Consider the following 24,606-nt stretch of genomic DNA (forward strand, 5'->3'; position numbering starts at 1 on the left):
TAGAGAAGTGCTGCTCCCCCACTCCCCACCAATATAAAGACTCTCCAAACATCCAAGATATTATCAAATGCAGCAGAGCATAATTAATAACGAAATAACAAGCATTAACAAGGATGTAACTCAATGGTTGAAGAAAATGGATCGATTCGTACCCTATCGGTTGATATTGGCGGTAGTGGCGTTAAGGCTATGGTTTTGGATATTACGGGGCATCCTGTAACAGAAAGGGCGCGTTTAGATACACCGCAACCTGCGACACCGGAGGTTGTAATTAATGCAATTGTAGTTTTAGCAGCGGCTCAAGGTGAATTTCATCGCGTTTCGGTCGGTTTTCCCGGTGTGGTGAGGTGTGGAGTCACGGAAACAGCGGTAAACTTACATCCAGATTGGATCGGATTTGATTTGGAAACAGCATTATTAAAACACTTAAACAAGCCTGTACGGGTGATTAATGATGCAGATATGCAGGGGTTTGGTGCGATCGCAGGTAAAGGTGTCGAATTGGTGATTACTCTGGGTACGGGGTTTGGTTCGGCTTTATTTGTGGATGGCAAGCTGGTGCCAAATATGGAAATGGGGCATCATCCGTTTCGCAAAGGAGAGACTTTTGAGCAGCAGTTGGGGCGTGCAGAGTTAGAAAAAATTGGTGAGAAAAGATGGAATAGGCGTTTAGAAAAAGCGATCGCATCTTTGCAACATCTGTTTAATTATGACTACCTTTACATTGGTGGTGGTGAAGCCGTAAGAGTGAATTTACAGCTACCGTTAAATGTCAAACTCATCCCCAATATCACTGGTTTATTAGGCGGTATTGCTTTGTGGCGAGATGATAAAAGGTAAAAAGTTTTTCAATATCCACAACTGAGAGTACTAAGCGATATCTAAGGGCGGCCTACGTCTACACACTTTTTGAGTAAGGTGCATTCTTTCTCAAAGTTTCAAAATGATATAAAAATTAACACAGATTAGACAAGAGAATTGCACAAACATTATGTTCAGTGCCCCTGTCTAATTTTTTCATGTAGTATCTAAACTTCAACTCAAATTCAGTACCGTGCAACAAGGTTGTGCGGTTTCATTTTTTTTGAGGTGAAAGTGTGCGCTTTTCGAGAATAGCTTGAAAGAGCGACATAAGGTGCAATACAGTTCATAATGAGCAACAAAACCCTTATTGTAGATACGCGATTTATCGCGTCTTCAAAGACCAATAATCCTTAATCCAAGCGTATTAATATAAGTTGTGATTGATAAAAAGTATTTGAAATTAAGAGCTTTTAATCAATAGTTAAAAAACTGACTCTATGAATTGAGTAGTATTTTTACTGGCAGTATAAACATGCTAAAAGCAACATCAGCACACCAAGCACGAGCTAAATATAACTAAGTAAATTTGTTTGATGGCATTCCCTGGCGATCGTATAGTATGTTATTGTCTAAACCATTGATTTAGATAGTATGTCTGATAACTTGATGGCTTGATTAATGATATTAATCTGATTAAATGGAATCGGGGGTGAGCAAATATGAACATGAAAATATTACCTGGAAAAATTAGTACATGACTTTTTTATTTGGTCAGTATGTACTATCCCGGACAGCAAATGTTGGTTAAAAGAATTATTGGTTGAAGTAAAATAAAAGAAAATGAATGAAATTGGCCTGATGATGACGGGCGTGTTAACAATAAGACAAGCATCTGGGACCAATTTGCCACAGCAGCAATTATTTCAGATGGAAAATGACGTAAACCAGTTAAAACAGAGTCAGTTAGAGATAGCTGCTAAAGTTACGCCACCTGAATTTATGCAGACAGATGAGATTTCCCAGGCTTCTCTCTCAGCGCTGAAACTAGAAAAAGAACACATACTTCAGAAAATTAGCAAAAAGAATCTGGGACTAGTTTCTTCTAACTTAAGTAAACCTAAGAAATCCTTTCAGTCTGAAGGTAAAGTCCGTACAAAGGCTACAGGACGGTTTCAGAAGTTTAATAGCCAACCTCTACCGACTCTTTATTTCGGTAGTTCTGGTATTGCTGTCAGAGCCTTACAACAGTTATTAGTGTCTAACGGTTATGCTGTAAGAGTAGATGGGATTTTTGGCGCACTAACAGAGACTGCTGTCAAAGCCTTTCAAAACCAGCAAAATTTAGGTGTAGATGGAGTAGTTGGTCAACGAACTTGGAGTGCGTTGACAATTTAGTTATTTGTTGATTGTCTTTAGTCATTTGTCTTTAATCTTTAGCTAATGACAAATGACAAATGACAAACTAGCGGTACTGATGCTGCTCTAATAGCTGTTGCGCTCTTGGCTTGTAAATTAAATAGAACAAAGCCTCAATATAGCGCAATAAATCTTCCCGATTTTCCTTTGAGGTAAAGTTCCAGAAGCCATAAATCCGTGCTAATGATAACAGCTTGCTAGTGTGAATTTTCCAAGTGTAGGTGCTGTAAACTCGCTCAATTCCTCGCTGGGAAATTTCACTCCAATAGTTAGGATTTTGTTCGCATTTAGTGATAAAGTCCACAATTTTGGTGGCTGTCTCCTCTAAATTCGTTGGGTTAATCAAAAATCCATTCACCTTATCTTGAATAATCTCTAATGGCCCACCAAACTGTGTGGCAAAAGTCGGTAATCCTGAAACCATCGACTCTAAAATTGTCAAACCAAAAGCTTCAAATAAAGCTGGTTGTACAAAAATTCCTTGACGATCGGCAATGACTCGGTAAATTTCACCAGAATCAGTTTTAGTCAGGCGCACACCCAACCAACGAATTTTCCCGTGGAGATTGTACTGGTCAATTATTTGGTAGAGTTTGATAATTTCGTTGCGTTCTTCGTTGTCATCTGATTCTTCGACGCGTAATTTACCCGCTACTAAAATTAAGTTGCAATGGTCTTGTAATTCTTTACTTTGACCGTAACATTCAGCTAAACCTGTGAGGTTTTTGATGTGGTCAAGACGCGCCATTGAGAAGAGAGGGCGCTTGTTAGGATCGTCGAGTTTGCCAAAGATTTGCGTGGGATCTTCCAGAGTAAAGAGCGTTTCTGCAAGGCGTTGACCATCGCTCTCCACCCGATCTTTATTTCGGGTGTAAGGGAAGTAATTATTTTCATTTACTCCCGGCGGTACGACATTAAATTTGGGACTAAATAATTCAATGCCATTGGTTACATGGTACAACTCCGGCATGGTGAAGCACTTATAAGATTCGTACTGTCCCACACTATCCGGTGTTCCGACAATTTCTTGGTAGGTGCTGCTAATCACAAAATTGGCAGCATTCATGGCAATCAAATCAGCTGTGAATTGCAAGGAAAAATGATATTTTTCCTCTAATTCTTGCCAGTAGAGATTACTGAACAAGTATTTAGATTTTTCCAAAGCATGGGCAACATTGCATTGAGTAACTTTCAACCGTCGCGCCAACAAGAATGCTATTAAATTCCCATCAGTATAGTTTCCAACTATTAAGTCAGGTGTACCGTGAAATTCTGCCCGTAGTTCTCTTTCGGAATCAATAGCAAAAGTTTCTAGATAAGGCCAAAACTCAAACCGAGAAATCCAGTTTTGAGTCATGTTAGGGTTAAAATCCCGTAAAGGCACTCGCAAAATCCAGGCATTTTCGGTACCGTGGACTTTTTCTAGCCGTTGATTACAAAGAGTACCATCACTGTTGGGAATCAAGCGGGTGAGAATAATTACCTTTGGCTCGACATTCAATTTCTCTAAACCCGCAAGCAGGACATCTTCTTGTAGCTGCTTCTCTAGGCTTTTTGCCTGGTCAAGGACGTAAACTACCTGACCGCCGGTATCGGGACGCCCTAAAACTCCCTCTTGCCCAAACCAACCGTGAGCTGACACCAGGACGATTCTAAAAATCATCGGGACACGAGAAATGAATGCTTCTAGGGTCTGGGGATCGGCAGAATCAATCAATTCATCGAGAATATTTAAGGTTTCTCGTACTCGCGCTGCGGTGTTACCCCAACCCGGCTCAAAACCCATTGACTGCAATTGGAAGCGGAATTGTTCGTAGGGTTCATCTGCGGGGCGATTATTAACAAAACCGATAGCTTTCTTAACTTGCTCGGAAAGTTGCTGCTGTGATTGAATGCGATCGTTGACTAGCAGTTGCACACCGTTGTAGTGATGCAGGCGCAAGAAATTCAATAAGCTTTCCAGCAATTGTTTGGAGTCTTGAAATATTTTGCTGGATAGATAGCGGTTGAGAAATTGTACCCCTTTACCAATATTTTTGGGGTCGCGGATGACTGGGGTGTAGTCATAAAATGGGCCAAAGTCTAATTCTAGCAGGTCGCCTTCGTTGGGATGAAATTTGTTCACCAAGCGATCGCGCAGATCCAACAAATCTTGCACCGTCATCGGCTCAATACTTAAGTCTGATGTCAACCAATAAACTTCTTGGCTGGCAATCTTAGAACGGATGATGAAACAGAAGTTTGAGTCTTCCTGAATAATTTCCTGAGTATAGTAAATGAGTTTGCCTAACTCCGAGGAAGTGTAAAAGCCTTCAGGTTTCTGGGACTTGGAGCAATACTCACTATATACATTGAGTATGTCGTTCCGCAGCAAGTACTTCTTTTCTTGTTGGCGTAATTCACTAATAAAGGAACGTAAATCACTTTTTTCTTCACTATCTAAGACTGCTTGAAGCAATTCAGACATAGCAACTCCACTAAATGACGATGTTTGCATTGTTAACTTTCTAGGTGAGACAAATAAGCCTCTACCTTTTGTTAGACACATATAAACACGAAACAACACAGATAAATTATATTTACCTGTGTACCTATAAGTATCAACTTTTCAGTAGGCACTTAAATCATGTTCTACTTTACTTAAAGTATCTATGACTCAGTGTTTTTGGATCTCACTAAAGGAATACAATTTTTATTTCTTTTGATAGATGTTAGTAAATAACTGCATCATAATATCTGGGGCACAAATTATCACGCCCTCAATTGCTTTATTTAATCTTTACTATATCATTTATTTGCGTATATTTTGATTATCAGTGCATACAACAGAATTCAGGAGTTAGAATTGGCTGCGCTGTGCTAACAGAAGTAAAATGGGCTTTGAGACTTAGCTTGTGTAGTTCAGCAACTTGAAATCTGTTGTATGTAAGGTAAATAATTTCAAAAATAAAATATAATTCCTGTATTATGTTAATTTTGGGAATAAGTAATAGTCTTGGCATAATCTCTTTGTAAATAGTTGAAACAAAAGTTAATAGTTTTGCTGAAGTTGAACTAAATAGTTAAACTTAAATGAATTAAAATAAATTTTTGTTCAAAAACAGACTAAATATTGATTTGACATAGTTATAATTTAGGCAAAAGTTGTTTAAAATTGGTCGATTTATATGGCTACCAATACAGATAAGTTAACAGCTTCTGACCACAGTATAGGCAACATTCTGATTATGTCTTTACTTGCCTTCTGTGGGCTAACTTTGATCGTTCTTCTAGGCATTTTTTAACAGTTAAATGTGCGTTCAAAAACTTCTAAGGTTAAATTCCCGACTTTTCTAAAATGTCGGGAATTTTAATATGAAAGAGGTTTATTTAGAGGTTGTTTTAACCTAGATTCCGCAGGTTTAGAGACCATTTATAAAGTAAATCTTTAGACGACAAGACGACGCAACATAACACGAGTCATAACGGCATATATGGCAGCTTCACTCATTTCGGGAAGACGCTCATAATCCTTACTCAGACGATGATATTGGTTAAACCATCCAAATGTTCTTTCTACAACAAGCGCGTTTAGGTAAAATCTCAAATTCTTTTTCTGTACGCTGCATGACTTCAACATGAGCTTGAATCATCAACCACACTGCGAGGGCAAACTTATCACCGTTATAGCCGGAATCAACCCACATGACCTCGACTTGTGCCAATATTTCAGGATGTTCTTCGAGTAGTTCCATCAAAGCAAAAGCTGCAAGCACTCTTTCTGGAGCGTTCTCTTCACTGACCACAACTTTTAGTAATAGTCCCAGGCTATCAACTATAGTTTGGCGTTTACGTCCCTTGACTAATTTACCGCAATCATTGCCGTACACTTCCCCCTTTTTTCCGTCGTTTTCACCGACTGACTATCTGCTACGATGCCTACGGCGAGCTTTGCTAAAGCTGTTGGTTGGACTGATCTACCCATTTGTTCCCGAACCTGGTTACGTAGTCTGTGGTTCAATTCTTGCCAAACCCCTTGTTTCTGCCATTTTCGGTAGTAACTGTAAACGGTCGAGCTGGGAGGAAAATCCCCTGGAAGCATATCCCATTGACAACCTGTTTTCAAGTGGTAGTATATGGCGTTGCATACTTCGCGCATGTCAGTTGTGCGCGGATGTCCACTGGACTTAGCAGGTGGAATTAAAGGAGCAAGAATCGCCCATTCCGAGTCACTAAGGTCGGTAGAATAAGCTTTTCGAGTCATTTAACCCTACATAAATACACTATTTCAAAAGTATCCTAGCGTTGTAATTTCGTTTGCTTTGCCATCTTTAGATTTACTTTATAAATAGCCTCTGAAGGTCAAGTTGTAGTATTTTAAAGTCTAAGTGAATGAAAGTAGTGATGGCATTTATTTGCAAATGAGCAAATAAATACCGTCCATTGAAACCCAAAATATAGACCATCTGGGGATGGTATCACAGGCGTAGGCAATTTCTAGGGTGGTTTGCGTTAAACATCGGCGTGCTTCATTCTAAATAGAACAAATGGGATTTCTTTGTACGTACCATTTCGTCATTTTCAATATCAACCAGAACTGAAGATATTAACTTGACGAACACTAATTGTGGTTAACTCAAAAAAGAGTTCATCTGTTACAAAGCTTAGGGGGTGGGATGTTTGGGATGACTACTCGTTGGTGTTTGGGGATTGCGATGGGAGGTGCGATCGCTTTGGGGACAAATTATGCTTCTGCTCAAATTACCCCAGATAGCACTTTGCCTAATAACTCTGTCGTTACACCAGATGGCAGCACCCTCAATATCACAGGGGGAACGCAAGCAGGAAGTAATTTGTTTCACAGCTTTAGGGAGTTCTCTGTGCCTACTAACGGCGCTGCTTTGTTCAATAATGCTGTAGATATTCAAAATATCATCAGTAGAGTAACGGGTGGGTCAGTCTCTAACATTGATGGGTTAATTCGCGCTAACGGTACAGCCAACCTGTTTCTGATTAATCCGTCGGGGATTATTTTTGGTCAGAATGCTTCGTTAAATATTGGTGGTTCTTTTGTAGCGACTACTGCCAATGCACTGCAATTTGGAAATATCGGATTTTTTAGCGCTACTGATAAAAATATCCCTTCACCGTTGTTGACCATTAATCCTTCAGCATTGCTGTTTAATCAAATTAATCAAAACGGAGGGATTCAAAATAACTCAATAGTACCCACCGGAACAGATCCAGCAGGCTTTGATGCATTTGGTTTACGAGTACCAGATGGAAAAAGTTTATTGCTGGTGGGTGGTAATCTCAGCATGGATGGGGGACAATTAAATGCTTTTGGTGGGCGAGTTGAGTTAGGAGGGTTGGTTCAAGCTGGTACTGTAGCGCTGAGTGTAGCTGGCGATAATCTCAGCTTGAAATTTCCTGAGAATGTTGTACGAACCTCGGTATCCCTTACCAATCAAGCTGCAATATCTGTAGAAGGGACTGGTGGCGGTGATATTGTAGTCAATGCAAAGAATCTAGAGATATTGGAAGGAAGTATTTTAAGCGGTGGTATTGGAGCCGGTTTGGGGACACCTGAAACAATTGGGGGAGATATTACGCTTAATGCTACTGGGGAAATCAAAGTTGCAAGCACTAGGAGCAGAGTTCTCAATGTTGTAGGCTTGGGGTCACTTGGCAATGGAGGTAATATTATTATCGACTCTGGTTCCTTCATACTACGAGATGTTGCTCAACTTTCTACCTCAATATTTGGGCAAGGGAATGCGGGGAATGTGACAGTGCGAGCACGTGATGCTGTTCTCCTTGCAGGTAATGCTGCCATCCTCAGCACGGTGCAACCAGGGGGTGTAGGTGAGGGAGGCAATATCGATATCAATGCTGCAACACTTTCATTAATTGATGTTGCTCAACTGGCAACAGTCACTCGTGGAACATCTAGGAACCAGGCAGCAGGACGGGGGAATGCAGGCAATGTCAACATTAATGTTACTGACGCTGTTGATATTGCTGGGGAGAAAAACGGTTTTCGCAGTGGGATTTACAGCCGGGTGGAAACAGGGACAGTTGGTAATGGTGGTAACATTACTATTAATTCTGGTTCTTTATCGTTACAAAATAAGGCTCAACTACAAACCTCAACATTTGGACAAGGGAATGCGGGGAATGTAACAGTGCGGGCACGTGATACTGTTTTCCTTGCAGGTCAACCAACTGGTATCCTCAGCACGGTTGAACCAGGGGGGGTAGGTAAGGGAGGCAATATCAACATCAATGCTGCAACACTTTCATTAGTTGATGGTGCTCAACTGCTAACCATTACTCGTGAAGCATCTGATACCCAGCCAGCGGGAAGGGGAAATGCGGGCAATGTCAACATTAATGTTACTGGCGTTGTTGATATTACTGGCGCGAAAAACGAATTTGGCAGTGGGATTGCCAGCGTTATAGGAACGGGAACAGTTGGCAATGGGGGTAACATTACTATCAATTCTGGTTCTTTCTTATTACGCAACGGCGCTCAACTTTCTGCGTCAACTTCAGGAGTTGGGAATGCGGGGAATGTGATAGTGCAGGCACGTGATGCTGTTGAACTCGTTAATGATGCTCAGATATTAAGTACGGTAGAAGCAGGGGGCGTTGGAAATGGAGGCGATATCAACATCAACGCTGCAACATTATCACTTACTGATGAGGCTCAATTGATAACCACTACTCGTGAAGCATCTGATACTCAGCCAGCAGGAAGGGGAAATGCGGGCAATGTCAACATTAATGTTACTGGCGCTGTTGATATTATTGGAGGGAAAAACGGTTTCTTCAGTGGGATTGCCAGCGAGGTGCAAATGGGGACAGTTGGGAATGGGGGTAACATTACTATCGATTCTGGTTCTTTCTCATTGCAAAATGACGCTCAACTTTCTGCATCAACTTCAGGAGTTGGGAATGCAGGCACAATTAAAGTTAATGCTGCTAATTTTTTCATCATTTCTGGTAGCAGTTCAGACTTTAAAAGTGGGTTGTTGGTTCTCTCTGAAAGTACGATGGGTACTGCTGGAGATATTATCGTCAACTCACCTAAAGTTACTTTAAGCAACAGTGGCACACTCAACGCCGAATCTGCATCGGGTAATGGTGGCGACATCAACTTACAAACTGATTTACTCCTTCTCCGTCGTGGCGCTCAAATTTCCACCACCGCAGGCACAGCAGAAACTAGTGGTAATGGTGGCAACATTAATATTGATGCCCTGTCGGGCTTCATTGTTGCCGTCCCAAGCGAAAATAGCGACATCACTGCTAATGCTTACACAGGCATTGGTGGGAGAGTAGATATTAAAGCCTCTGGGATCTATGGCATTCAACCCCGCCAGTTCCCAACTCTCTTTAGTGATATCACCGCTAGTTCTGAGTTTGGTGTAAACGGGACTGTAGAACTTAACACGCCCGATATCGACCCTAACAGTGGTTTAGTTGAACTGCCAACAATACCAGTTAACACTGAGGTAACACAAGGCTGCTATAGTGCAGGTTACGCCCAAAACCGATTTGCGATCAGTGGACGTGGCGGTTTACCCCGCAATCCCTATAACTTTCTTTCTCCTAACACAGTTCTGGTAGATTGGGTAACGCTCAATCCCAGCATCAGAAACCGCAAGACTCCACCTGTTACCATCAAACCTACTACTGCTACGCCAAAACCGATTGTAGAAGCTACAGGGTGGGTGATGAATGCCAAAGGGGAGTTGGAACTTACAGCGAATGCACCCAGCACACCTCATGGTTCATGGCAGAACCCTGTATCTTGCCGCGCTGCTTCTTAGATGTTAATGTCCGTTTTAGAATACCCAGACTATTAAGGATAAACTTGGTCACGACTTTAGGATTGCGATCGCTAGTCTGTAAGTCTATAAAGCTACAGATCGCATATCTTTATCCTTGTTAAAGTTATGGTTACGACGATTTACACCATCTAACCCACCTTCTCCAAGAATATAGGTATTAATATGAAATTATATAGGGCGAACGATGGGAATCGAACCCACGAATGGTGGTACCACAAACCACTGCCTTAACCACTTGGCTACGCTCGCCATTCAACAATTTGAATTATAGCAACAATTTGGCAAGCGATCAAGAGTTTTTCTTCAAGGAACGGACTTAGTTGATTTAGAGTCTCTGAAATCTAACAATTACAATGAATTTTACTTGGCAAATATGAAACCATTGACCATCATCGCGTATACTGGAGCAGCAGTAGGCCTCGCCGCCTTGGGTGTGACAATGGCGAAAACCAATCCTGGTCAAGTTGAATATGAAGAATATGCAGTTCAACGCCTGACAAAATACTTAAAAACGGATGTATGTAAAAAAACTACGAATATTATTGAAAATTTAATTCGTTTTAATTGTGATAAGTTAGTTGACTCGGCTAGCCCGCAAATCCAAGAAATTATTGCCAAGACCACAGAAAGGCAAGATTTCATGATTTTTAGCATTTACCGTACAGATTTAAAAATAAACTCTTGGATACCTTCGTACAAATTTGAAACGGTAGGAGCTTTCGATCAATTTTATACTTACACTGCCGAAGAACAATAAGGTAAGGAGTAGGGGGAGAATATAAAAGTGATTAAGAATACTTCTATTTAGTAATTAATAATAGTTTCAATAATTACCAGAGTACTTAATTATCCCCAGCTTAATCTTAAATAAAAATAGTAACTAAGAATTCAAGCTTTACCGATGTCATCTGCCTATCTACTACTATCTCACGGAAGCCGCGACCCGCGCCCAGAAATTGCTATGAAGCAACTAGCTAGGCTGGTATGTCAGAAATTGTCAAGCGAACATTTGGTTGGCATCGCCGCTTTAGAAATGAGTCCTCAACCTTTACACGAGCAGATTCAACAATTTGCTAAAAGCGCTTTTGGCGATTGCCCACAGTCTCAAAATGAGAATCGCCTCAAAATTGTACCGCTATTTCTGCTGCCAGGAGTGCATGTGATGACAGACATTCCCGCCGAAGTAGCACTCGCCCAACAAGCTGCTGGTCAAGATACGATCGTTGAGTTGCAACCATATTTAGGCTCTCACCCTAATTTAGAGAAATTGTTGGCAAAGCAAATAGCTGCTATCAAAGCAGAAGCATGGATTCTCTTAGCTCATGGTAGCCGTCGCCCAGGTTCGCAAGAAACTGTGGAAGCAATGGCGGCGAGTTTAGGAGCCGTAACTGCTTATTGGGCTGGGCCTCCTAGTTTAGAATCACGGGTAAAAGAATTGGTAGATGCTGGTTATCGGGAAATTGCAATTTTGCCATACTTTTTATTCGCTGGTGGAATAACCGATGCGATCGCCACCTCAGTAGAGGCGCTAAAATTACAATTTTCTGCGGTGAATTTCCAACTGGCGCAGCCACTGGGAGCAAGTGCAGAATTAGCCGAGCTAATTTGGGATTTAACACAGAGATGAACCGCACAGAGAAACAGGAGAATAAGTATTTGGGAAAGGTTTATTTAGTAGGTGCGGGGCCAGGAGATCCAGGACTAATTACCTTGAAGGCGAAAGGTTTGTTGGAATGTGCAGATGTAGTCATCTATGATGCCTTGGTAAGTCCGGCAATTTTGGCAATGATTAATCCCCAAGCCGAGCAAATTAATGCTGGTAAACGTGCTGGGAGACATTCATTGTTGCAGTCAGAAACAACTCAACTGCTGATTGAGAAAGCGCAGGATAGTGCAATTGTAGTGCGACTCAAGGGTGGCGATCCCTTTATTTTTGGTCGCGGTGGCGAAGAGATGGAAGAATTAGTTCAAGCGGGAATATCAACAGAAGTTGTGCCCGGTATCACTTCGGGAATTGCAGCAGCAGCATACTCAGGTATTCCTTTGACGCATCGGCTGTATAGCTCGTCAGTGACATTTGTAACTGGTCATGAAGCGGCGGGTAAGTATAGACCGCAGGTAAATTGGAGTGCGATCGCTCACGGTTCCGAAACCATTGTAATTTATATGGGAATTCACAATCTGCCTTATATTGTGGAAGAATTAATCACAGCTGGGTTGAATTTAGAAACGCCGATTGCTTTGGTACGCTGGGGTACGCGCCCAGAACAAGAAGAATTAATTGGGACATTGGAAACAATAGTCACACAGGTAGAAGAAAGTGGATTTAGTGCGCCTGCGATCGCAGTTATTGGACAAGTAGTAAATATGCACAGTATTTTATCTGGCTGTCGTCCAGTTTGATAATTGGCGCAAAGCTTATTAGACATCTTGCAAAAGTGACAAATGCCAAGATGTTGGGGAAAGGTTACTGGGTTTGGGAAAATTCCATACCTTTACCCTTTACCCCTTACCCCTTACCCTTTTTTTTCCCCACAATGACAAGAAGTCTATTGTTTCGTATTCTCCGATAACCCTAGTGTATGATCGATAAGGTTATTCGGTTCTGGTGGGAGTCAGCTACCAGAGGTAACGGGGAAAGTTCGGTGCAAATCCGGCGCTGTCCCGCAACTGTGAACTAATTTGAGATTCAGGAACTAAATCGAAAATCTCAAATTGAGTGAGTCAGGATGCCCGCCGAAATAGATTTATTAGTTTCACATATCTGCGAGGTACAGATGACTACGACTGTAAATATTTCCACAACTAGTCCATTGAATGTTGCCGAACACACTTTATTTGTTTGCAAAACCTGTGCCAGTGTTTGGCAAAATGGAAAACGCTTAGGTGAAAGTGGTGGTGAAAAACTTTTACACCAACTTCAGCAGCTTGCACAAGATTGGGATTTACGAGATGAATTCCCAATTCAGGAAGTTGAATGCATGAGTGCTTGTAATCGTTCTTGTGTAGTTGCCTTTAGTGCCAAAGGCAAATTAACATATTTATTTGGTGATTTAGCCGTTGATGGTAGTGCCTCTGCGGTACTGGAATGTGCTAGTCAATACTATGCTAAAGCAGATGGTTTACTGCCTTGGTCAGAGCGTCCAGAAGCAATGAAAAAGGGCATTTTAGCAAAGATTCCACCGTTATCTATCTAAATGATGCGCGTTTTGATTTTGGGTGGGACGGGTGATGCAGCAGAACTAGCTGCCAAAGTTACGACTATCCAAGGGTTAGAAGTAATCACCTCTCTAGCTGGACGCACCCGCGAACCATCAGTACCGCTGGGCGATTTACGGGTTGGAGGCTTCGGGGGTGCGGCTGGATTGGCTAACTATCTGCGAGTCATGCAAATCGACTTATTAATTGATGCAACCCATCCTTTTGCTAGTCAGATTTCCTTCAATGCAGCAGATGCGGCAACGGAAGTTGGAGTCCCCCGTCTGATGTTAATCCGTCCGCCTTGGGAAAAAGAAAGTGGCGATCGCTGGATTGAAGTTGATAATGTTGCAGCCGCAGCAATAGCCTTGCAAAATCAGTCACAGCGGGTATTTTTGACAGTTGGTAGACAAGAACTGGCCGCTTTTGCTCATTTGGAGAAAATTTGGTTTTTGATGCGGATGATTGACCCTCCTGGCGAAGATGCTTTAGTACCGCCGGGGATGGTATTGTGCGATCGCGGGCCTTTTACCCTCAATAATGAGAGACAAATTCTGATTGAGAATAACATTGATACCATCGTCAGCAAAAATAGCGGTGGCGATGCGACAAAGCCCAAGATAATTGCAGCGCGAGAACTGGGTATAAAGGTTGTGATGGTCAATCGTCCAGCTGTACCGCCAGGGGAGCAGGTTAGTAATGTTGATGCTGCTTTAGCGTGGTTATGTAAGTAGGGAATGAGGAGTGGTGCCCAATTTCCGTATAATACATGGGAAACTTCTACAAGATCCGCGATCGCAGTAACGACTTCCATGAAAAATCTAGCTCTATCTGCCATAGCCCTCGCCACCACATCTGGATTAGTTTTCGGGACAATGCCAGCCGCTTCTGCTTTAAGTTGGAGTTGGAATTATTCTGGTACTGACGTAGCGGCGAACGGTACTTTTACCACTAATGACACCCCTAACGATTTGGGTTTTTACTCAATTACTGGAATTACTGGTACGCGAAATGGTGAAACAATTACTGGTCTGCAACCCGCTGGGACTCCGATACCAGGAAACGAACCTTTTAATGTTGATAATTTAATTAGTCTTAATACTCAGCAGTTAACAGGTGATGGTTTTGGGTATTCCACTTCGGGAGGAAACTATTCTAGTCCATTTTTCGCGAGTTTTTTGCCGACACCAGGTTATTTAGAGGTATTTTCTGCGCCGCCAATCATACCAGGTTTTGAAAATTTAGGATTAGAAGATAGTGAGTTACCTATTAGTTTTTCTGCAACCATAGTCACTGTTCCTGAACCTACTTCTATCCTTAGCCTACTCATTCTTGGTACTCTTGTTGGCGCACCTTCATTACTCAAACGCCACAATCTATCCAAATTTACTCAGAAGAAGCTCGAAAAAGTTTCCTAAAACCATCAATAAAAATTCAAAATTATACCCTTACAAAGAAGCAAGCTACGCGTAGCATCTTGTAGAAAAGAGAGTTGCAGATGGGAATTTAAAGCCCGATTGTAGCTTGCTTTTTGTAGGGTAACTTTAACTAAGTATAGTTTTGCGTAAAAGCGTAGCGTTTTTAATACAAGCCGACGCATTGGCTTTGTAGGGTATTGCCAAATTTAATTCGCTATGAATTAATGAAATGCTCTACTAAGTGTTGACGTTCGGTTTTAAACCCTTAAATTCATGAGAAAACTTGCAATCTCTCTATAGGCTCTTTGAGACACACAGATTAAACTAATATAGCAACGGTGGTATCATTGCATCCAAATGATACCGTAATTTTGTCTAGATATAGAATTCTATCGCTCAACTGACGGTAGATTATTTCTAAAAGGAGTTTGCTGCCAATGTCCACAAAACCAACTACTCGACTAATTTTAGAGACTTTACTACCCCATCTCAAAGTAGCAGCAGCCTATGCCAATTTTCTTCAACCAAAAATTGCTGCACTTCCTGCTAAAGAACAAGCAAACAACTTTTTTAGTGCCGCCCTTACTGACGCAGATGTGGCTATTCAAAATCTAGTAGAAGTAGTATTACTAGGGACTTTTCCAGATATTCGCTTTTATGGTGAAGAATATGAAAGTTCTAATAATACCAAATATTTTCGCGCTACCGAACTCGGTTCAGAAGGTGATTACTTAGTAACACTCGATCCGATTGATGGCACAAAGTTTTATATGGATGGACATTCTAATTACCAAATTATTCTCAGTATTCTAAATGCGGATGACTTTGAAGCAGTGATTGCCATTTCTCCTGCCCAAAACATTTATTTTTACGCCCTTCGAGGTGAAGGTGCTTTTAAAGGCACGCTAGACATGAACTTAGAAGCCTGTGCCCCATTAGATATAACATCCGCTAAACCTTCTATTTTATTGGGATGGGGAATGAATTCCATCGCAAATTTATTAAAAGATAGATATAAAGTAATCGATATAGCGAATGATTACTCTAGTGATATTCAAATTCCCAATCTTAATGGTATTCTCAGTGGCGACTTGAGTGGAGCAGTCATTAAATCGGGCAAATTTCTTGATAGTGCTGCACTCGCTTTTATTGCAAAAGAGGCTGGCTGGATTGTAACTACTCTGCACGGTTCGACTTTACCGCCACTGCATACTTGTCAAAACTATAGTATGCCTGGATTGCTCGTAGCTGCTTCAAAATCTGTTCATCAAGACTTATTAGAAGCTATGCAAAGCTTTAAGAGTGGTGAGTAAGAAGTAATGAGTAATTTGACAAAATGAAAATCTGTATTGTTGGCGCGGGTGCGATTGGTGGATATTTAGGGGCAAAATTGGCACTGGCGGGTGAAGAGGTGACACTAATCGCACGTGGTTCTCATTTGGAGGCAATTGAAAAAAATGGGCTGAAGTTGCTCATGGCAGATGGTTATAGCCAAATTGCTACTCCATTTCTGGCAACTAACGATATTCAAGAAGCTGGGCCACAGGATGTAGTAATTTTAACTGTGAAGGCTCACAGTGTACCTGCGATCGCACCTTCTCTCCCTGCACTCTACAATCCTCACACGATGGTGGTGACAGCCCAAAATGGCGTTCCTTGGTGGTACTTTCGCAAGCATGGCGGTGAATATGAAGGTACGCGGATTCAATCTGTCGATCCAGATGGGATTATTGAAGCTAGTATCGGTGCTAACCGTGCTATTGGTTGTGTGGTTTACCCGGCAACTGAGATAATTGAACCAGGTGTAATCAAACATATTGAAGGCGATCGCTTTACTCTCGGTGAAATCGATGGTAGTAAAAGCGATCGCATCCAATTATTGGCACAAACTTTAAAACAGGCAGGATTCAAAGCACCAATCCGCAATCAAATTCGCACGGAAATTTGGATCAAGTTGTGGGGAAATGTAGCGTTTAATCCCATCAGTGCCTTAACTGGTGCGACTCTAGAGGATATTTGTCGCTATTCCCTCACCCGCGAACTAGCGCGACAAATGATGACAGAAACTCAAGCGATCGCCGAAAAATTGGGTATAAAGTTTGGCATTAGTTTAGAACAGCGAATTAATGGCGCAGAAAACGTTGGTGCTCACAAAACCTCAATGCTACAAGATATTGAAGCCGGACGCGCTACGGAGATGGATGCTATTGTTGGCGCGGTGGCAGAATTGGGAAAACTTACTCAAATTCCCACACCTTATATTGATGCTATTTATGCCAGCGTTAAGTTACTTGAGACGACCAAAATAAGAATTTGACAGTCCCTAATTACAACATTCCAGTAATTCGTAGAAAATTCTCCGCGTACCTCTGCGCTTCCCTCCGCGCAACGGCAGTCGCTACAACGGGGGGAACCCCCGCAACGCGCTGCCTCCCCTTTGCGTTTAAATTTCAACCCTTAATTCCCCAAGATTTTACACATTTAAAGTGCAGAATTGAAATTATATAATTATCAAGTTCATGAAGAAACAGAAAGTATGGCTATCAACAATATTAGTTGTAGCAGTAGTAGTAATCAGCATCATCATCGGACATAGTAATTCTCTAAAAGCTGCTTCACCTTTAGGGAAAGACACGCTGACGATGATTACTTCCCCAGATTATCCTCCTTATGAGTTTTATGATACGAAAGGAGGCGATGTCTACGACGGGCTACGCCTACGCCAAATCGTTGGCTTTGATATAGATATTGCCAAAACCCTTGCTGAAAAACTAGGATTTAAGCTTCAAATAATGGAATCCGATTTTAATGGGTTAATTCCTGCACTCCAAGCAAATCGCGCTGACTTTGTAATGGCTGGGATGACTCCGACTCCAGAACGTCAGAAAAATATTGACTTTTCAACTATTTATTACGAAGCTAAAGATACGATTGTCGCTCCTAAAGGTAGCAACCTGAAGCAACCCCAAGACTTATCAGGAAAAAAGCTTGGGGTACAACTAGGAACGATACAAGAACAAAATGCTCAGAAAATTGCTAAAAAAGTTGCAGGTATTCAGCTAAAGCAACTCAACAAAGTGCCGGAAGTCGTTCAAGAAATCAAATCTGGGCGAATTGATGCCGCAATTGTTGAGGATACCGTCGCTAAAGGATTTGCCCAAGCTAACCCAGATTTAGAATTTAATACTATTCCCTCAGAGGAAGCAAGTGGATCTGCGATCGCTTTTCCTAAAGGTTCTTTTTTTGTAGAACCGTTTAACAAAGTCCTTCAACAAATGAAGGACGATGGCACATTGGCTAAACTAGTAACCAAGTGGTTTTCACAGAATACCGCCGCCAATTCTGCATCTTCAACTCCTGTCAAAGGCGGATTGAATCTCGACTTCACCAGAATTCTTCCTGACATTCCCTTTATTCTGCGGGGAATCCCTTTAACTTTGTTGTTTACCCTATTATCTGTAACCTTGGGGTTAATCTGGGGAACAATCCTGTCTCTCTTAAAAATTCTCGGCATCAAGCCGCTTACCTGGGTTGCTAACGCCTACACCTCTGTTTTTCGAGGTACACCTTTGTTATTACAGTTGGCATTAGTTTACTACGCAACACCCCAGCTTACAGGCTATGACATTTCCGCATTGGAGGCTGGGGTGTTAACTTTTACCCTGAATTCTGGCGCTTATATGTCGGAAACCATTAGGGGTGGGATTCAGGCGGTGGATAAAGGACAAAGTGAAGCGGCGATGTCTATGGGTGTTCCCTATTGGTTGATGATGTGGGATGTGATTTTGCCCCAAGCATTGAAGAACATTCTCCCAGCATTGGTAAATGAAACTATCGGATTGCTCAAAGATTCCGCGCTGGTGTCAACGATTGGGGTGGTGGAAATATTACGCAGCGCCCAAATCGTTGGTGCAAACAAATATATTTATTTTGAACCACTGCTATTTGCAGGGTTAATCTACTATGTTTTGGTAATGGGTATGACCTTGGGTGCATCCGCTTTAGAAAGGAGGTTACGGGAAAGTGAATAATGTAGTAATTCGCACGGAATTCTTATGTAAATCCTTTGGCAAACTGGATGTACTCAAAGATATTTCCACTGAGTTTTACCAGGGGGAAGTGGTTGCCATATTAGGCCCTTCTGGTTCAGGTAAGTCTACCTTTTTGCGATGCATAAACTTACTAGAAAAACCCACTAGAGGTAGAATCTACTTTCACGACCAAGAAATTACCAATCCCAAGGTAAACATCGCTAAAGTACGGCAGCATTTGATGATGGTATTTCAACATTTTAATTTGTTTCCCCACATGAATGTGCTGGAAAATGTCACCTATGCACCCATCAAGGTGAAAGGAATAAACAAGCAAAAAGCAGAGGAATATGGCTTAGAATTGCTTGCTAAGGTAGGTTTAGAGTCAAAAGTGTCAGTCTATCCATCCAAACTATCTGGGGGACAGAAACAGCGAGTAGCGATCGCCCGTGCATTAGCAATGGAACCAGAGATGATTTTGTTTGATGAACCCACCTCTGCACTAGATCCAGAAATGGTCAAAGATGTGCTGGAAGTGATGAAAGCTTTAGCATTATCTGGAATGACAATGGCGATCGTTACTCATGAAATGGGGTTTGCAAGAGTTGTTGCCAATCGGATTATGTTCCTCGACCAGGGAAGTTTAGCAGAAGATACTACTCCTAGCGAGTTTTTCCAAAATCCTCAGTGCGATCGCGCGAGACAGTTCTTGGAAAAAATGCTTTAGAACAATTGAAATTCACCACTTTTTTTGTATTCTTGAAACTTTTCCAAAACGTGGCGATCGTTTGACGTTAACGCAGGTAAGTCTGCCAAATCGAAAAATTCTAGTGCTAGCGATTCTCCATCTAAACAAGTAAGACTACCTTCCCATTCAACAGATCGCAAAATCAAATTGAAGGTTTGGACGCGATCGCCATTGGGATAAGTTACAGTTTCAAAGGCTGGATTGGAAGAAAACCCCACAGCTTCAAAACGCTTAACCGTTAAACCAGTTTCTTCAAAAACCTCTCGTGTTGAACATTCTTCGGCAGATTCACCTACTTCTGGATAACCACCAGGTAGCCCCCAAAGTTTAAAATCACTTCGTTTTTGCAACAGAACGCGCCCCAAGTTATCCTCGATAATCACGTATACACTAAATAATAGAAGTAGGCGATCGCCTAAAATTTGTCGTAACTTGCCGAGATAAGAGTCAGACCAATTCGCCATAACGAGAAAGTTTGTAAAGAAACTCTAAAGGTAGCAAATAGCGATCGCCTGAAAACAGGATAATGCAGCTGAACAGGTTAATCCTTCCCATTCAACCTAGAATTATGGCATCTCCACCGAAAATCCTCGCCTTTGCTGGCAGCACCCGAATAGATTCTTACAACAAAAAACTGGTAAAAATCGCGGCAGCTGGTGCTAAGGCAGCAGGCGCAGAAGTGACTTATATAGACCTCCGCGATTTGCCCTTACCTCTGTATGATGAAGACTTGGAAGCTCAAGAAGGACTACCAGCCAACGCCCGCACGTTTAAGGACTTGATGATTTCTCATCAAGGATTGCTGATTGCTTCGCCGGAATATAACAGTTCACTCACAGCAGTTTTGAAGAACGCCATTGACTGGGCATCTCGTCCAGCCCCAAATGAAGCACCATTGGCTGCTTTTGCAGGTAAGGTTGCTAGTATTATGAGCGCTTCCCCAGGCGCTCTTGGTGGTCTGCGCGGGTTAGTTCACCTGCGGTCTATCTTGGGAAACATCAAAGTTTTAGTGCTTCCCGACCAAATAGCAGTATCCAAAGCTTATGAAGCCTTTGATGCTGATGGCACGTTAAAAGATCCGAAACAGCAACAATCTATTGAGCAGTTAGGCGATGGCTTAACAAAGATATTGCTGAAGCTTAACTAAATTCTTCAGGTGTTCAGTAAATAATGAACACCTATACAGTAGAATTTAGAATTCAGAATTCAGGAGTCAGAATTTAGAAGTAAAATAGGCTTTATACCTGGTTTTAAGACTTAGCTTGTTAAGTCACTAACTTGAAATTCGCTGTAAGTAAACAAATATGCCATACAGCGTCTTCATGAACGAACCAATGTTTCAATCCCTAACAGGGATTTTGATTAATTGCAATTCCATAGCTAATCTCATCTTAAAGCCCGTGCCAGCCATGTTTCAATCCCTAATAGGGATTTTGATTAATTGCAATTTTTGGTTGTCATAAAGAAAATCTAGCATTTCGTTTCAATCCCTAATAGGGATTTTGATTAATTGCAATTATAAAGTTGGTCGAATTGTAGTTAAAGAAGGGTTTCAATCCCTAATAGGGATTTTGATTAATTGCAATAATGAACTGATAGATGAATCAGTACCGCCAAGGGGTTTCAATCCCTAATAGGGATTTTGATTAATTGCAATAAATTATGGGGCACACAAAAGCGGTAAAATCTTCTGTTTCAATCCCTAATAGGGATTTTGATTAATTGCAATCGCTTTTTTTAGATTTTTGAGCCTCCTTATACCTAGTTTCAATCCCTAATAGGGATTTTGATTAATTGCAATTTCATCTTTATTGATTTCATGCCCCAATCCCCTAAAGTTTCAATCCCTAATAGGGATTTTGATTAATTGCAATAATCAGTAAGTGTAAGTATCTCCGCTAACTCTGTGTTTCAATCCCTAATAGGGATTTTGATTAATTGCAATACCCTTATTGTAATTCTTTTTTCGTCTTTCATTGGTTTCAATCCCTAATAGGGATTTTGATTAATTGCAATATCAACCCTTCCGCTTTTTACTCAGTTTGCTGCTGGTTTCAATCCCTAATAGGGATTTTGATTAATTGCAATATTAATTCTGAAATCCTTTTTACCCTTAAAGATGATGTTTCAATCCCTAATAGGGATTTTGATTAATTGCAATAGAGTGAGCGATCGCAATGAAAGTTAGTGAAGTGTTTCAATCCCTAATAGGGATTTTGATTAATTGCAATAAATTAGTGTCCAATCCGTAGCGGTTATTTCTGCCGTTTCAATCCCTAATAGGGATTTTGATTAATTGCAATGCTGAGTCCAATGCTGAGAAGTTTGCTGGAGTGTTGTTTCAATCCCTAATAGGGATTTTGATTAATTGCAATCGGTACTTCCGCACGAGCAGATTCGCTGGTCGAGCCGTTTCAATCCCTAATAGGGATTTTGATTAATTGCAATTCTGCCTTGCTTCTTCATTCGCCGCAGGTATGCGATGTTTCAATCCCTAATAGGGATTTTGATTAATTGCAATTTCTAGCGCTTATAGGTCATTATAGGATACACCCGTTTCAATCCCTAATAGGGATTTTGATTAATTGCAATAGTTTCAATGATAGATTGAGTCTGTTCTTTTATCTGTTTCAATCCCTAATAGGGATTTTGATTAATTGCAATTTGCTATATTATTACCTTTATATTTGTTTTTTAATGTTTCAATCCCTAATAGGGATTTTGATTAATTGCAATGGTAATCTTGGGAGTCCAACTCTTAAATTTACACGTTTCAATCCCTAATAGGGATTTTGATTAATTGCAATATAATGCTTCCAAGTGTTTGAGCGAGATTATTCGTCGTTTCAATCCCTAATAGGGATTTTGATTAATTGCAATAGCGGAAGCCTGAAAGTTAAGCTGTATTTAGTTTTCAAGGTGCGGTTGCGCGATTCAAGGGCAATCATAGCATTAGAGAATTCGTTTGGAAAGAGCGCCAGGAAAATTTAAAGGCTGAAATCGTATTTTGATAAGTATTTCAGAGATTGCGCGGATGAAGATTAGGCGACTAATAGCTTAAAAGCCTTACTGGAGTTGGGATAGAAGCACTTTTTTATGGCTGTGAAATTTCTACACCTACCCTTCCGCGCATTTGAGATGCAGGAACTTAGCTAGAAGGAGACTCAGCAAAGAAAATTGTTTCGTCTCGTGGCTGTTCTCCGCCAATGCGTTCAACTTTTCGCTGACAACAGCCACAGAGAAAATAAAAGCGAACGCTGTCAGTGTCGGGTTTAATCAATTTAGCTAAACGCGATCGCAGTTTAGCATACTGAGTAGGAGTGATATCGCATTCAAACACACTCAGTTGCATCCATTGTCCATAGGACTTGAGAACCGAATGGATTTTAGTACGACGTTTATCTTCTGGAATGTCGTAGCTGACAACAATATACATGGGAGTAGAGGAGTTATTTGAGAATTAAAGGCGGATATTTATCGATTTCGTTCATGAGGTATTTAGCTAGTAACCTGGCTTGAATTTCAAAGGATTCTTGATAGGTGCATTTGTTTCCAAAAACTGGATGTTTGAAACTCGATAGTTTCTTTTGTTGATAAGCGCGAAGAAATGTATGCAGTCCTTCTTTGGTTAAAGACACAGCACCACTGAGCGGTTCGGTGGTAAAGTCAGTTAGGGTTAGCGATCGCTTGTTAATAAGCGACAACACTACAGCATCCACTATTAAAGGACGAAATTCTTCCATTAAGTCCAAGGCTAGGGAAGGTCTACCATAACGCTCGACGTGTAAGTATCCTAGATAGGGATCGAAGCCAACAATATTTAAAGCACTTTGCACATCATGACGTAGCAATGAATACCCAAAACTCAGTAGGGCATTAACTGGGTCGGTTGGTGGGCGGCGGCGTCTGGCTTCAAATCGGAATTCTGAGGTTTTGATTAGCTGTTGAAAACAACCGAAATAGACTGCACTACCAGCACCTTCTAAGCCTCTGAGGGAATCAATACTGTTAGTTTTTTCAATTGGTGCGATCGCGTTTTCCAATCGAGTGATGTTATGATTCAGGTCAAGATCGGGATGTTCTCGTTGGGTGCGAAGTAAGCTATGGCGGTAATTTTTCAATTTACCCCGCACAAATCCTTTGACTAAGTGTATTGCTGGTTGTGATTCTCCCACAGCTTGCCATTGGGCTTTACGAACAAAGATATTTTTGGTAACTTCTGGTTCTAAACGCCCTAAATATCGTCCGTTTTGTGTGAGAAATGTTAAACAAATGTGACGTTCTAAAAGTTCATTAACGACGGCGGGAGAAATAGTAGCCCGTCCTAGTACTACAATTCCCTCTATTTTAATTAAAGGGATATCCAAGATGGTTTTTTGTTCAGCTTTAACGGTGAGACGTTCGTCAACTTTACCGATAAAAGCATCGGCTTGTGTTACGTAAACTGTTCCCATTTTTGATGATTCCTAGTAAATAATTGGTCTTCTAAGACGCGATAAATCGCGTCTCTACATGATGGTTTTGGGTTTATCTCAACTGTGTTGGAGTATGATTTAATTTACTTCTTGATAACTTCTGACTTTATCAGTTGCTTTGGGCAAACATTGCGAATAAAGACTGCATCCTTGGCAGCGTTTGCTGTAAACTGGTTTTGGCATTGCTCCTGTTTCTAGGAGATTTGTGACAGATTGAATAGTTGCGATCGCACTTTGTCGTAACTCTTGATTAATCTCTACTAATTGCCGTTGATGGGAGTGAGCATAATAGATATATCCAGTGTTAACTGGTTGTCCTGTCATCTCTTCTAAACATAAGGCTTGGGCACAAACTTGCAACTCATCGTTATCCCATTCGCCTTTACGTCCTCTTTTGTATTCCACTGGATAAACTTGACCAGATTCGGCTTCAATTAAATCAGATTTACCGATAAGTTTGTATTGCTCCGACTTTAGCCAAATTGCTCGAATTTGCCAAGTTTCTCCTCGCTGTACATCGCTTGTGGTGTGGACGCGATCGTGTAAAGTTGTACCTTCAATTGTATATTGATTATCGGTAAATTCTCCTGCACAAAACATCCGCCAACAGCGATGCGGACAATAGGCATATTGATTCAATGCCGCAATTGAAATATATTCGGTTTGATTCATAACTTAGAT

The 24,606-nt window shown here is 41.2% G+C and carries 19 protein-coding genes, 1 tRNA gene, 1 pseudogene, 1 CRISPR repeat array and 1 riboswitch; of the genes and pseudogenes, 14 read left to right on the forward strand and 7 right to left on the reverse strand.

The annotated features are described in order from the left end of the window. Nucleotides 1-123: 123 nt before the first annotated feature. Both V7K53_RS25525 and V7K53_RS25530 read left to right on the forward strand, forming a co-directional pair. Nucleotides 124-840 (forward strand): ROK family protein, encoded by a 717-nt coding sequence (locus V7K53_RS25525; RefSeq protein WP_335200321.1) that lies wholly within the window; start codon nucleotides 124-126, stop codon nucleotides 838-840. 804 nt (nucleotides 841-1,644) lie between these two features. After that, complete coding sequence (locus tag V7K53_RS25530; RefSeq protein ID WP_335200322.1) at nucleotides 1,645-2,199, forward strand: peptidoglycan-binding domain-containing protein; 555 nt, start codon at nucleotides 1,645-1,647, stop codon at nucleotides 2,197-2,199. Nucleotides 2,200-2,266: 67 nt separating this feature from the next. Here the strand turns inward: V7K53_RS25530 and V7K53_RS25535 are convergent, their stop codons facing one another. Together V7K53_RS25535 and V7K53_RS25540 are read right to left on the reverse strand one after the other, a co-directional pair. Then, nucleotides 2,267-4,687 (reverse strand): sucrose synthase, encoded by a 2,421-nt coding sequence (locus V7K53_RS25535; RefSeq protein ID WP_335200323.1) that lies wholly within the window; start codon nucleotides 4,685-4,687, stop codon nucleotides 2,267-2,269. 960 nt (nucleotides 4,688-5,647) lie between these two features. Then, a pseudogene (locus V7K53_RS25540) lies at nucleotides 5,648-6,463 on the reverse strand (IS5 family transposase). A gap of 421 nt (nucleotides 6,464-6,884) precedes the next feature. On the opposite strand from V7K53_RS25540, the gene V7K53_RS25545 reads away from it, so the two are divergent. Continuing rightward, nucleotides 6,885-10,034 carry a two-partner secretion domain-containing protein gene (locus tag V7K53_RS25545; RefSeq protein WP_335200324.1) on the forward strand — a complete coding sequence of 1,050 codons (3,150 nt, stop codon included), beginning with the start codon at nucleotides 6,885-6,887 and terminating at the stop codon, nucleotides 10,032-10,034. Nucleotides 10,035-10,231: 197 nt separating this feature from the next. Here V7K53_RS25545 and V7K53_RS25550 read toward each other — a convergent pair. Continuing rightward, nucleotides 10,232-10,304: transfer RNA gene (locus V7K53_RS25550), tRNA-His, on the reverse strand. Between the two features lie 124 nt (nucleotides 10,305-10,428). Between V7K53_RS25550 and V7K53_RS25555 the strand changes: the two genes are divergently transcribed. The 10 genes from V7K53_RS25555 (at nucleotide 10,429) to V7K53_RS25600 (ending at nucleotide 19,429) form a co-directional block, all read left to right on the forward strand. Further along, nucleotides 10,429-10,812 (forward strand): DUF4359 domain-containing protein, encoded by a 384-nt coding sequence (locus V7K53_RS25555; protein ID WP_335200325.1) that lies wholly within the window; start codon nucleotides 10,429-10,431, stop codon nucleotides 10,810-10,812. 144 nt (nucleotides 10,813-10,956) lie between these two features. After that, nucleotides 10,957-11,682: a sirohydrochlorin chelatase gene (locus V7K53_RS25560; protein ID WP_335200326.1), complete on the forward strand. Its 726-nt coding sequence runs from the start codon at nucleotides 10,957-10,959 to the stop codon at nucleotides 11,680-11,682. Continuing rightward, the gene (cobA, locus tag V7K53_RS25565) at nucleotides 11,679-12,458 is read left to right on the forward strand and encodes a uroporphyrinogen-III C-methyltransferase (protein ID WP_335200327.1); all 780 of its coding nucleotides are present in this window, start codon (nucleotides 11,679-11,681) and stop codon (nucleotides 12,456-12,458) included. The genes V7K53_RS25560 and cobA overlap by 4 nt, the downstream gene beginning before the upstream one ends. A 180-nt stretch (nucleotides 12,459-12,638) precedes the next feature. Next, a riboswitch (cobalamin riboswitch) is annotated at nucleotides 12,639-12,810 on the forward strand. A gap of 22 nt (nucleotides 12,811-12,832) precedes the next feature. Next, complete coding sequence (locus V7K53_RS25570) at nucleotides 12,833-13,252, forward strand: DUF1636 family protein (RefSeq protein WP_335200328.1); 420 nt, start codon at nucleotides 12,833-12,835, stop codon at nucleotides 13,250-13,252. Nucleotides 13,253-13,255: 3 nt separating this feature from the next. Then, nucleotides 13,256-13,987, forward strand: a complete 732-nt coding sequence (locus tag V7K53_RS25575) for a cobalt-precorrin-6A reductase (RefSeq protein WP_335200352.1) — start codon at nucleotides 13,256-13,258, stop codon at nucleotides 13,985-13,987. Nucleotides 13,988-13,990: 3 nt separating this feature from the next. Next, nucleotides 13,991-14,671, forward strand: coding sequence for a PEP-CTERM sorting domain-containing protein (locus V7K53_RS25580; protein ID WP_335200329.1), 681 nt, complete (start codon nucleotides 13,991-13,993; stop codon nucleotides 14,669-14,671). Nucleotides 14,672-15,108: 437 nt separating this feature from the next. Next, nucleotides 15,109-15,984 carry an inositol monophosphatase family protein gene (locus tag V7K53_RS25585; protein ID WP_335200330.1) on the forward strand — a complete coding sequence of 292 codons (876 nt, stop codon included), beginning with the start codon at nucleotides 15,109-15,111 and terminating at the stop codon, nucleotides 15,982-15,984. Nucleotides 15,985-16,007: 23 nt separating this feature from the next. Further along, the gene (locus V7K53_RS25590) at nucleotides 16,008-16,988 is read left to right on the forward strand and encodes a 2-dehydropantoate 2-reductase (protein ID WP_335200331.1); all 981 of its coding nucleotides are present in this window, start codon (nucleotides 16,008-16,010) and stop codon (nucleotides 16,986-16,988) included. Nucleotides 16,989-17,190: 202 nt separating this feature from the next. After that, nucleotides 17,191-18,702, forward strand: a complete 1,512-nt coding sequence (locus tag V7K53_RS25595) for an ABC transporter permease subunit (protein ID WP_335200332.1) — start codon at nucleotides 17,191-17,193, stop codon at nucleotides 18,700-18,702. After that, nucleotides 18,695-19,429: an amino acid ABC transporter ATP-binding protein gene (locus V7K53_RS25600; protein WP_335200333.1), complete on the forward strand. Its 735-nt coding sequence runs from the start codon at nucleotides 18,695-18,697 to the stop codon at nucleotides 19,427-19,429. The genes V7K53_RS25595 and V7K53_RS25600 overlap by 8 nt, the downstream gene beginning before the upstream one ends. Here V7K53_RS25600 and V7K53_RS25605 read toward each other — a convergent pair. Continuing rightward, a complete protein-coding gene (locus tag V7K53_RS25605) occupies nucleotides 19,426-19,914 on the reverse strand; it encodes an NUDIX domain-containing protein (protein ID WP_335200334.1) in 489 nt (162 codons plus the stop codon). The two genes, V7K53_RS25600 and V7K53_RS25605, sit on opposite strands and share 4 nt — an antisense overlap. Nucleotides 19,915-20,018: 104 nt before the next feature. On the opposite strand from V7K53_RS25605, the gene V7K53_RS25610 reads away from it, so the two are divergent. Next, nucleotides 20,019-20,597: an NADPH-dependent FMN reductase gene (locus tag V7K53_RS25610; protein ID WP_335200335.1), complete on the forward strand. Its 579-nt coding sequence runs from the start codon at nucleotides 20,019-20,021 to the stop codon at nucleotides 20,595-20,597. A 189-nt stretch (nucleotides 20,598-20,786) separates the two neighbouring features. Next, nucleotides 20,787-22,330: a CRISPR direct-repeat array (repeat unit 37 nt; unit sequence GTTTCAATCCCTAATAGGGATTTTGATTAATTGCAAT). Between the two features lie 268 nt (nucleotides 22,331-22,598). Here the strand turns inward: V7K53_RS25610 and cas2 are convergent. From cas2 to cas4, 3 genes are all read right to left on the reverse strand, one after another. Beyond that, entirely contained in the window at nucleotides 22,599-22,886 is a 288-nt protein-coding gene (gene cas2 / locus V7K53_RS25615) for a CRISPR-associated endonuclease Cas2 (protein WP_334847621.1), read from the reverse strand. Nucleotides 22,887-22,899: 13 nt separating this feature from the next. Beyond that, nucleotides 22,900-23,904, reverse strand: coding sequence for a type I-D CRISPR-associated endonuclease Cas1d (cas1d, locus tag V7K53_RS25620; RefSeq protein WP_335200336.1), 1,005 nt, complete (start codon nucleotides 23,902-23,904; stop codon nucleotides 22,900-22,902). 99 nt (nucleotides 23,905-24,003) lie between these two features. Next, nucleotides 24,004-24,597, reverse strand: a complete 594-nt coding sequence (gene cas4 / locus V7K53_RS25625; RefSeq protein ID WP_335200337.1) for a CRISPR-associated protein Cas4 — start codon at nucleotides 24,595-24,597, stop codon at nucleotides 24,004-24,006. Between the last annotated feature and the right edge of the window lie 9 nt (nucleotides 24,598-24,606).

Origin of the sequence: Nostoc sp. (assembly GCF_036917355.1) — a bacterium.
In the GTDB taxonomy this organism is placed as follows: Bacteria; Cyanobacteriota; Cyanobacteriia; order Cyanobacteriales; family Nostocaceae; genus Nostoc.

What these genes read in the sequence shown, in the direction of transcription:
- V7K53_RS25525 (WP_335200321.1), top strand. Translation starts at nt 124, where the DNA reads ATGGTTGAAGAAAATGGATCGATTCGTACCCTATCGGTTGATATTGGC.
- V7K53_RS25530 (WP_335200322.1), top strand. Translation starts at nt 1,645, where the DNA reads ATGAATGAAATTGGCCTGATGATGACGGGCGTGTTAACAATAAGACAA.
- V7K53_RS25535 (WP_335200323.1), bottom strand. Translation starts at nt 4,687, where the DNA reads ATGTCTGAATTGCTTCAAGCAGTCTTAGATAGTGAAGAAAAAAGTGAT.
- V7K53_RS25545 (WP_335200324.1), top strand. Translation starts at nt 6,885, where the DNA reads ATGACTACTCGTTGGTGTTTGGGGATTGCGATGGGAGGTGCGATCGCT.
- V7K53_RS25555 (WP_335200325.1), top strand. Translation starts at nt 10,429, where the DNA reads ATGAAACCATTGACCATCATCGCGTATACTGGAGCAGCAGTAGGCCTC.
- V7K53_RS25560 (WP_335200326.1), top strand. Translation starts at nt 10,957, where the DNA reads ATGTCATCTGCCTATCTACTACTATCTCACGGAAGCCGCGACCCGCGC.
- cobA (WP_335200327.1), top strand. Translation starts at nt 11,679, where the DNA reads ATGAACCGCACAGAGAAACAGGAGAATAAGTATTTGGGAAAGGTTTAT.
- V7K53_RS25570 (WP_335200328.1), top strand. Translation starts at nt 12,833, where the DNA reads ATGACTACGACTGTAAATATTTCCACAACTAGTCCATTGAATGTTGCC.
- V7K53_RS25575 (WP_335200352.1), top strand. Translation starts at nt 13,256, where the DNA reads ATGCGCGTTTTGATTTTGGGTGGGACGGGTGATGCAGCAGAACTAGCT.
- V7K53_RS25580 (WP_335200329.1), top strand. Translation starts at nt 13,991, where the DNA reads ATGAGGAGTGGTGCCCAATTTCCGTATAATACATGGGAAACTTCTACA.
- V7K53_RS25585 (WP_335200330.1), top strand. Translation starts at nt 15,109, where the DNA reads ATGTCCACAAAACCAACTACTCGACTAATTTTAGAGACTTTACTACCC.
- V7K53_RS25590 (WP_335200331.1), top strand. Translation starts at nt 16,008, where the DNA reads ATGAAAATCTGTATTGTTGGCGCGGGTGCGATTGGTGGATATTTAGGG.
- V7K53_RS25595 (WP_335200332.1), top strand. Translation starts at nt 17,191, where the DNA reads ATGAAGAAACAGAAAGTATGGCTATCAACAATATTAGTTGTAGCAGTA.
- V7K53_RS25605 (WP_335200334.1), bottom strand. Translation starts at nt 19,914, where the DNA reads ATGGCGAATTGGTCTGACTCTTATCTCGGCAAGTTACGACAAATTTTA.
- V7K53_RS25610 (WP_335200335.1), top strand. Translation starts at nt 20,019, where the DNA reads ATGGCATCTCCACCGAAAATCCTCGCCTTTGCTGGCAGCACCCGAATA.
- cas2 (WP_334847621.1), bottom strand. Translation starts at nt 22,886, where the DNA reads ATGTATATTGTTGTCAGCTACGACATTCCAGAAGATAAACGTCGTACT.
- cas1d (WP_335200336.1), bottom strand. Translation starts at nt 23,904, where the DNA reads ATGGGAACAGTTTACGTAACACAAGCCGATGCTTTTATCGGTAAAGTT.
- cas4 (WP_335200337.1), bottom strand. Translation starts at nt 24,597, where the DNA reads ATGAATCAAACCGAATATATTTCAATTGCGGCATTGAATCAATATGCC.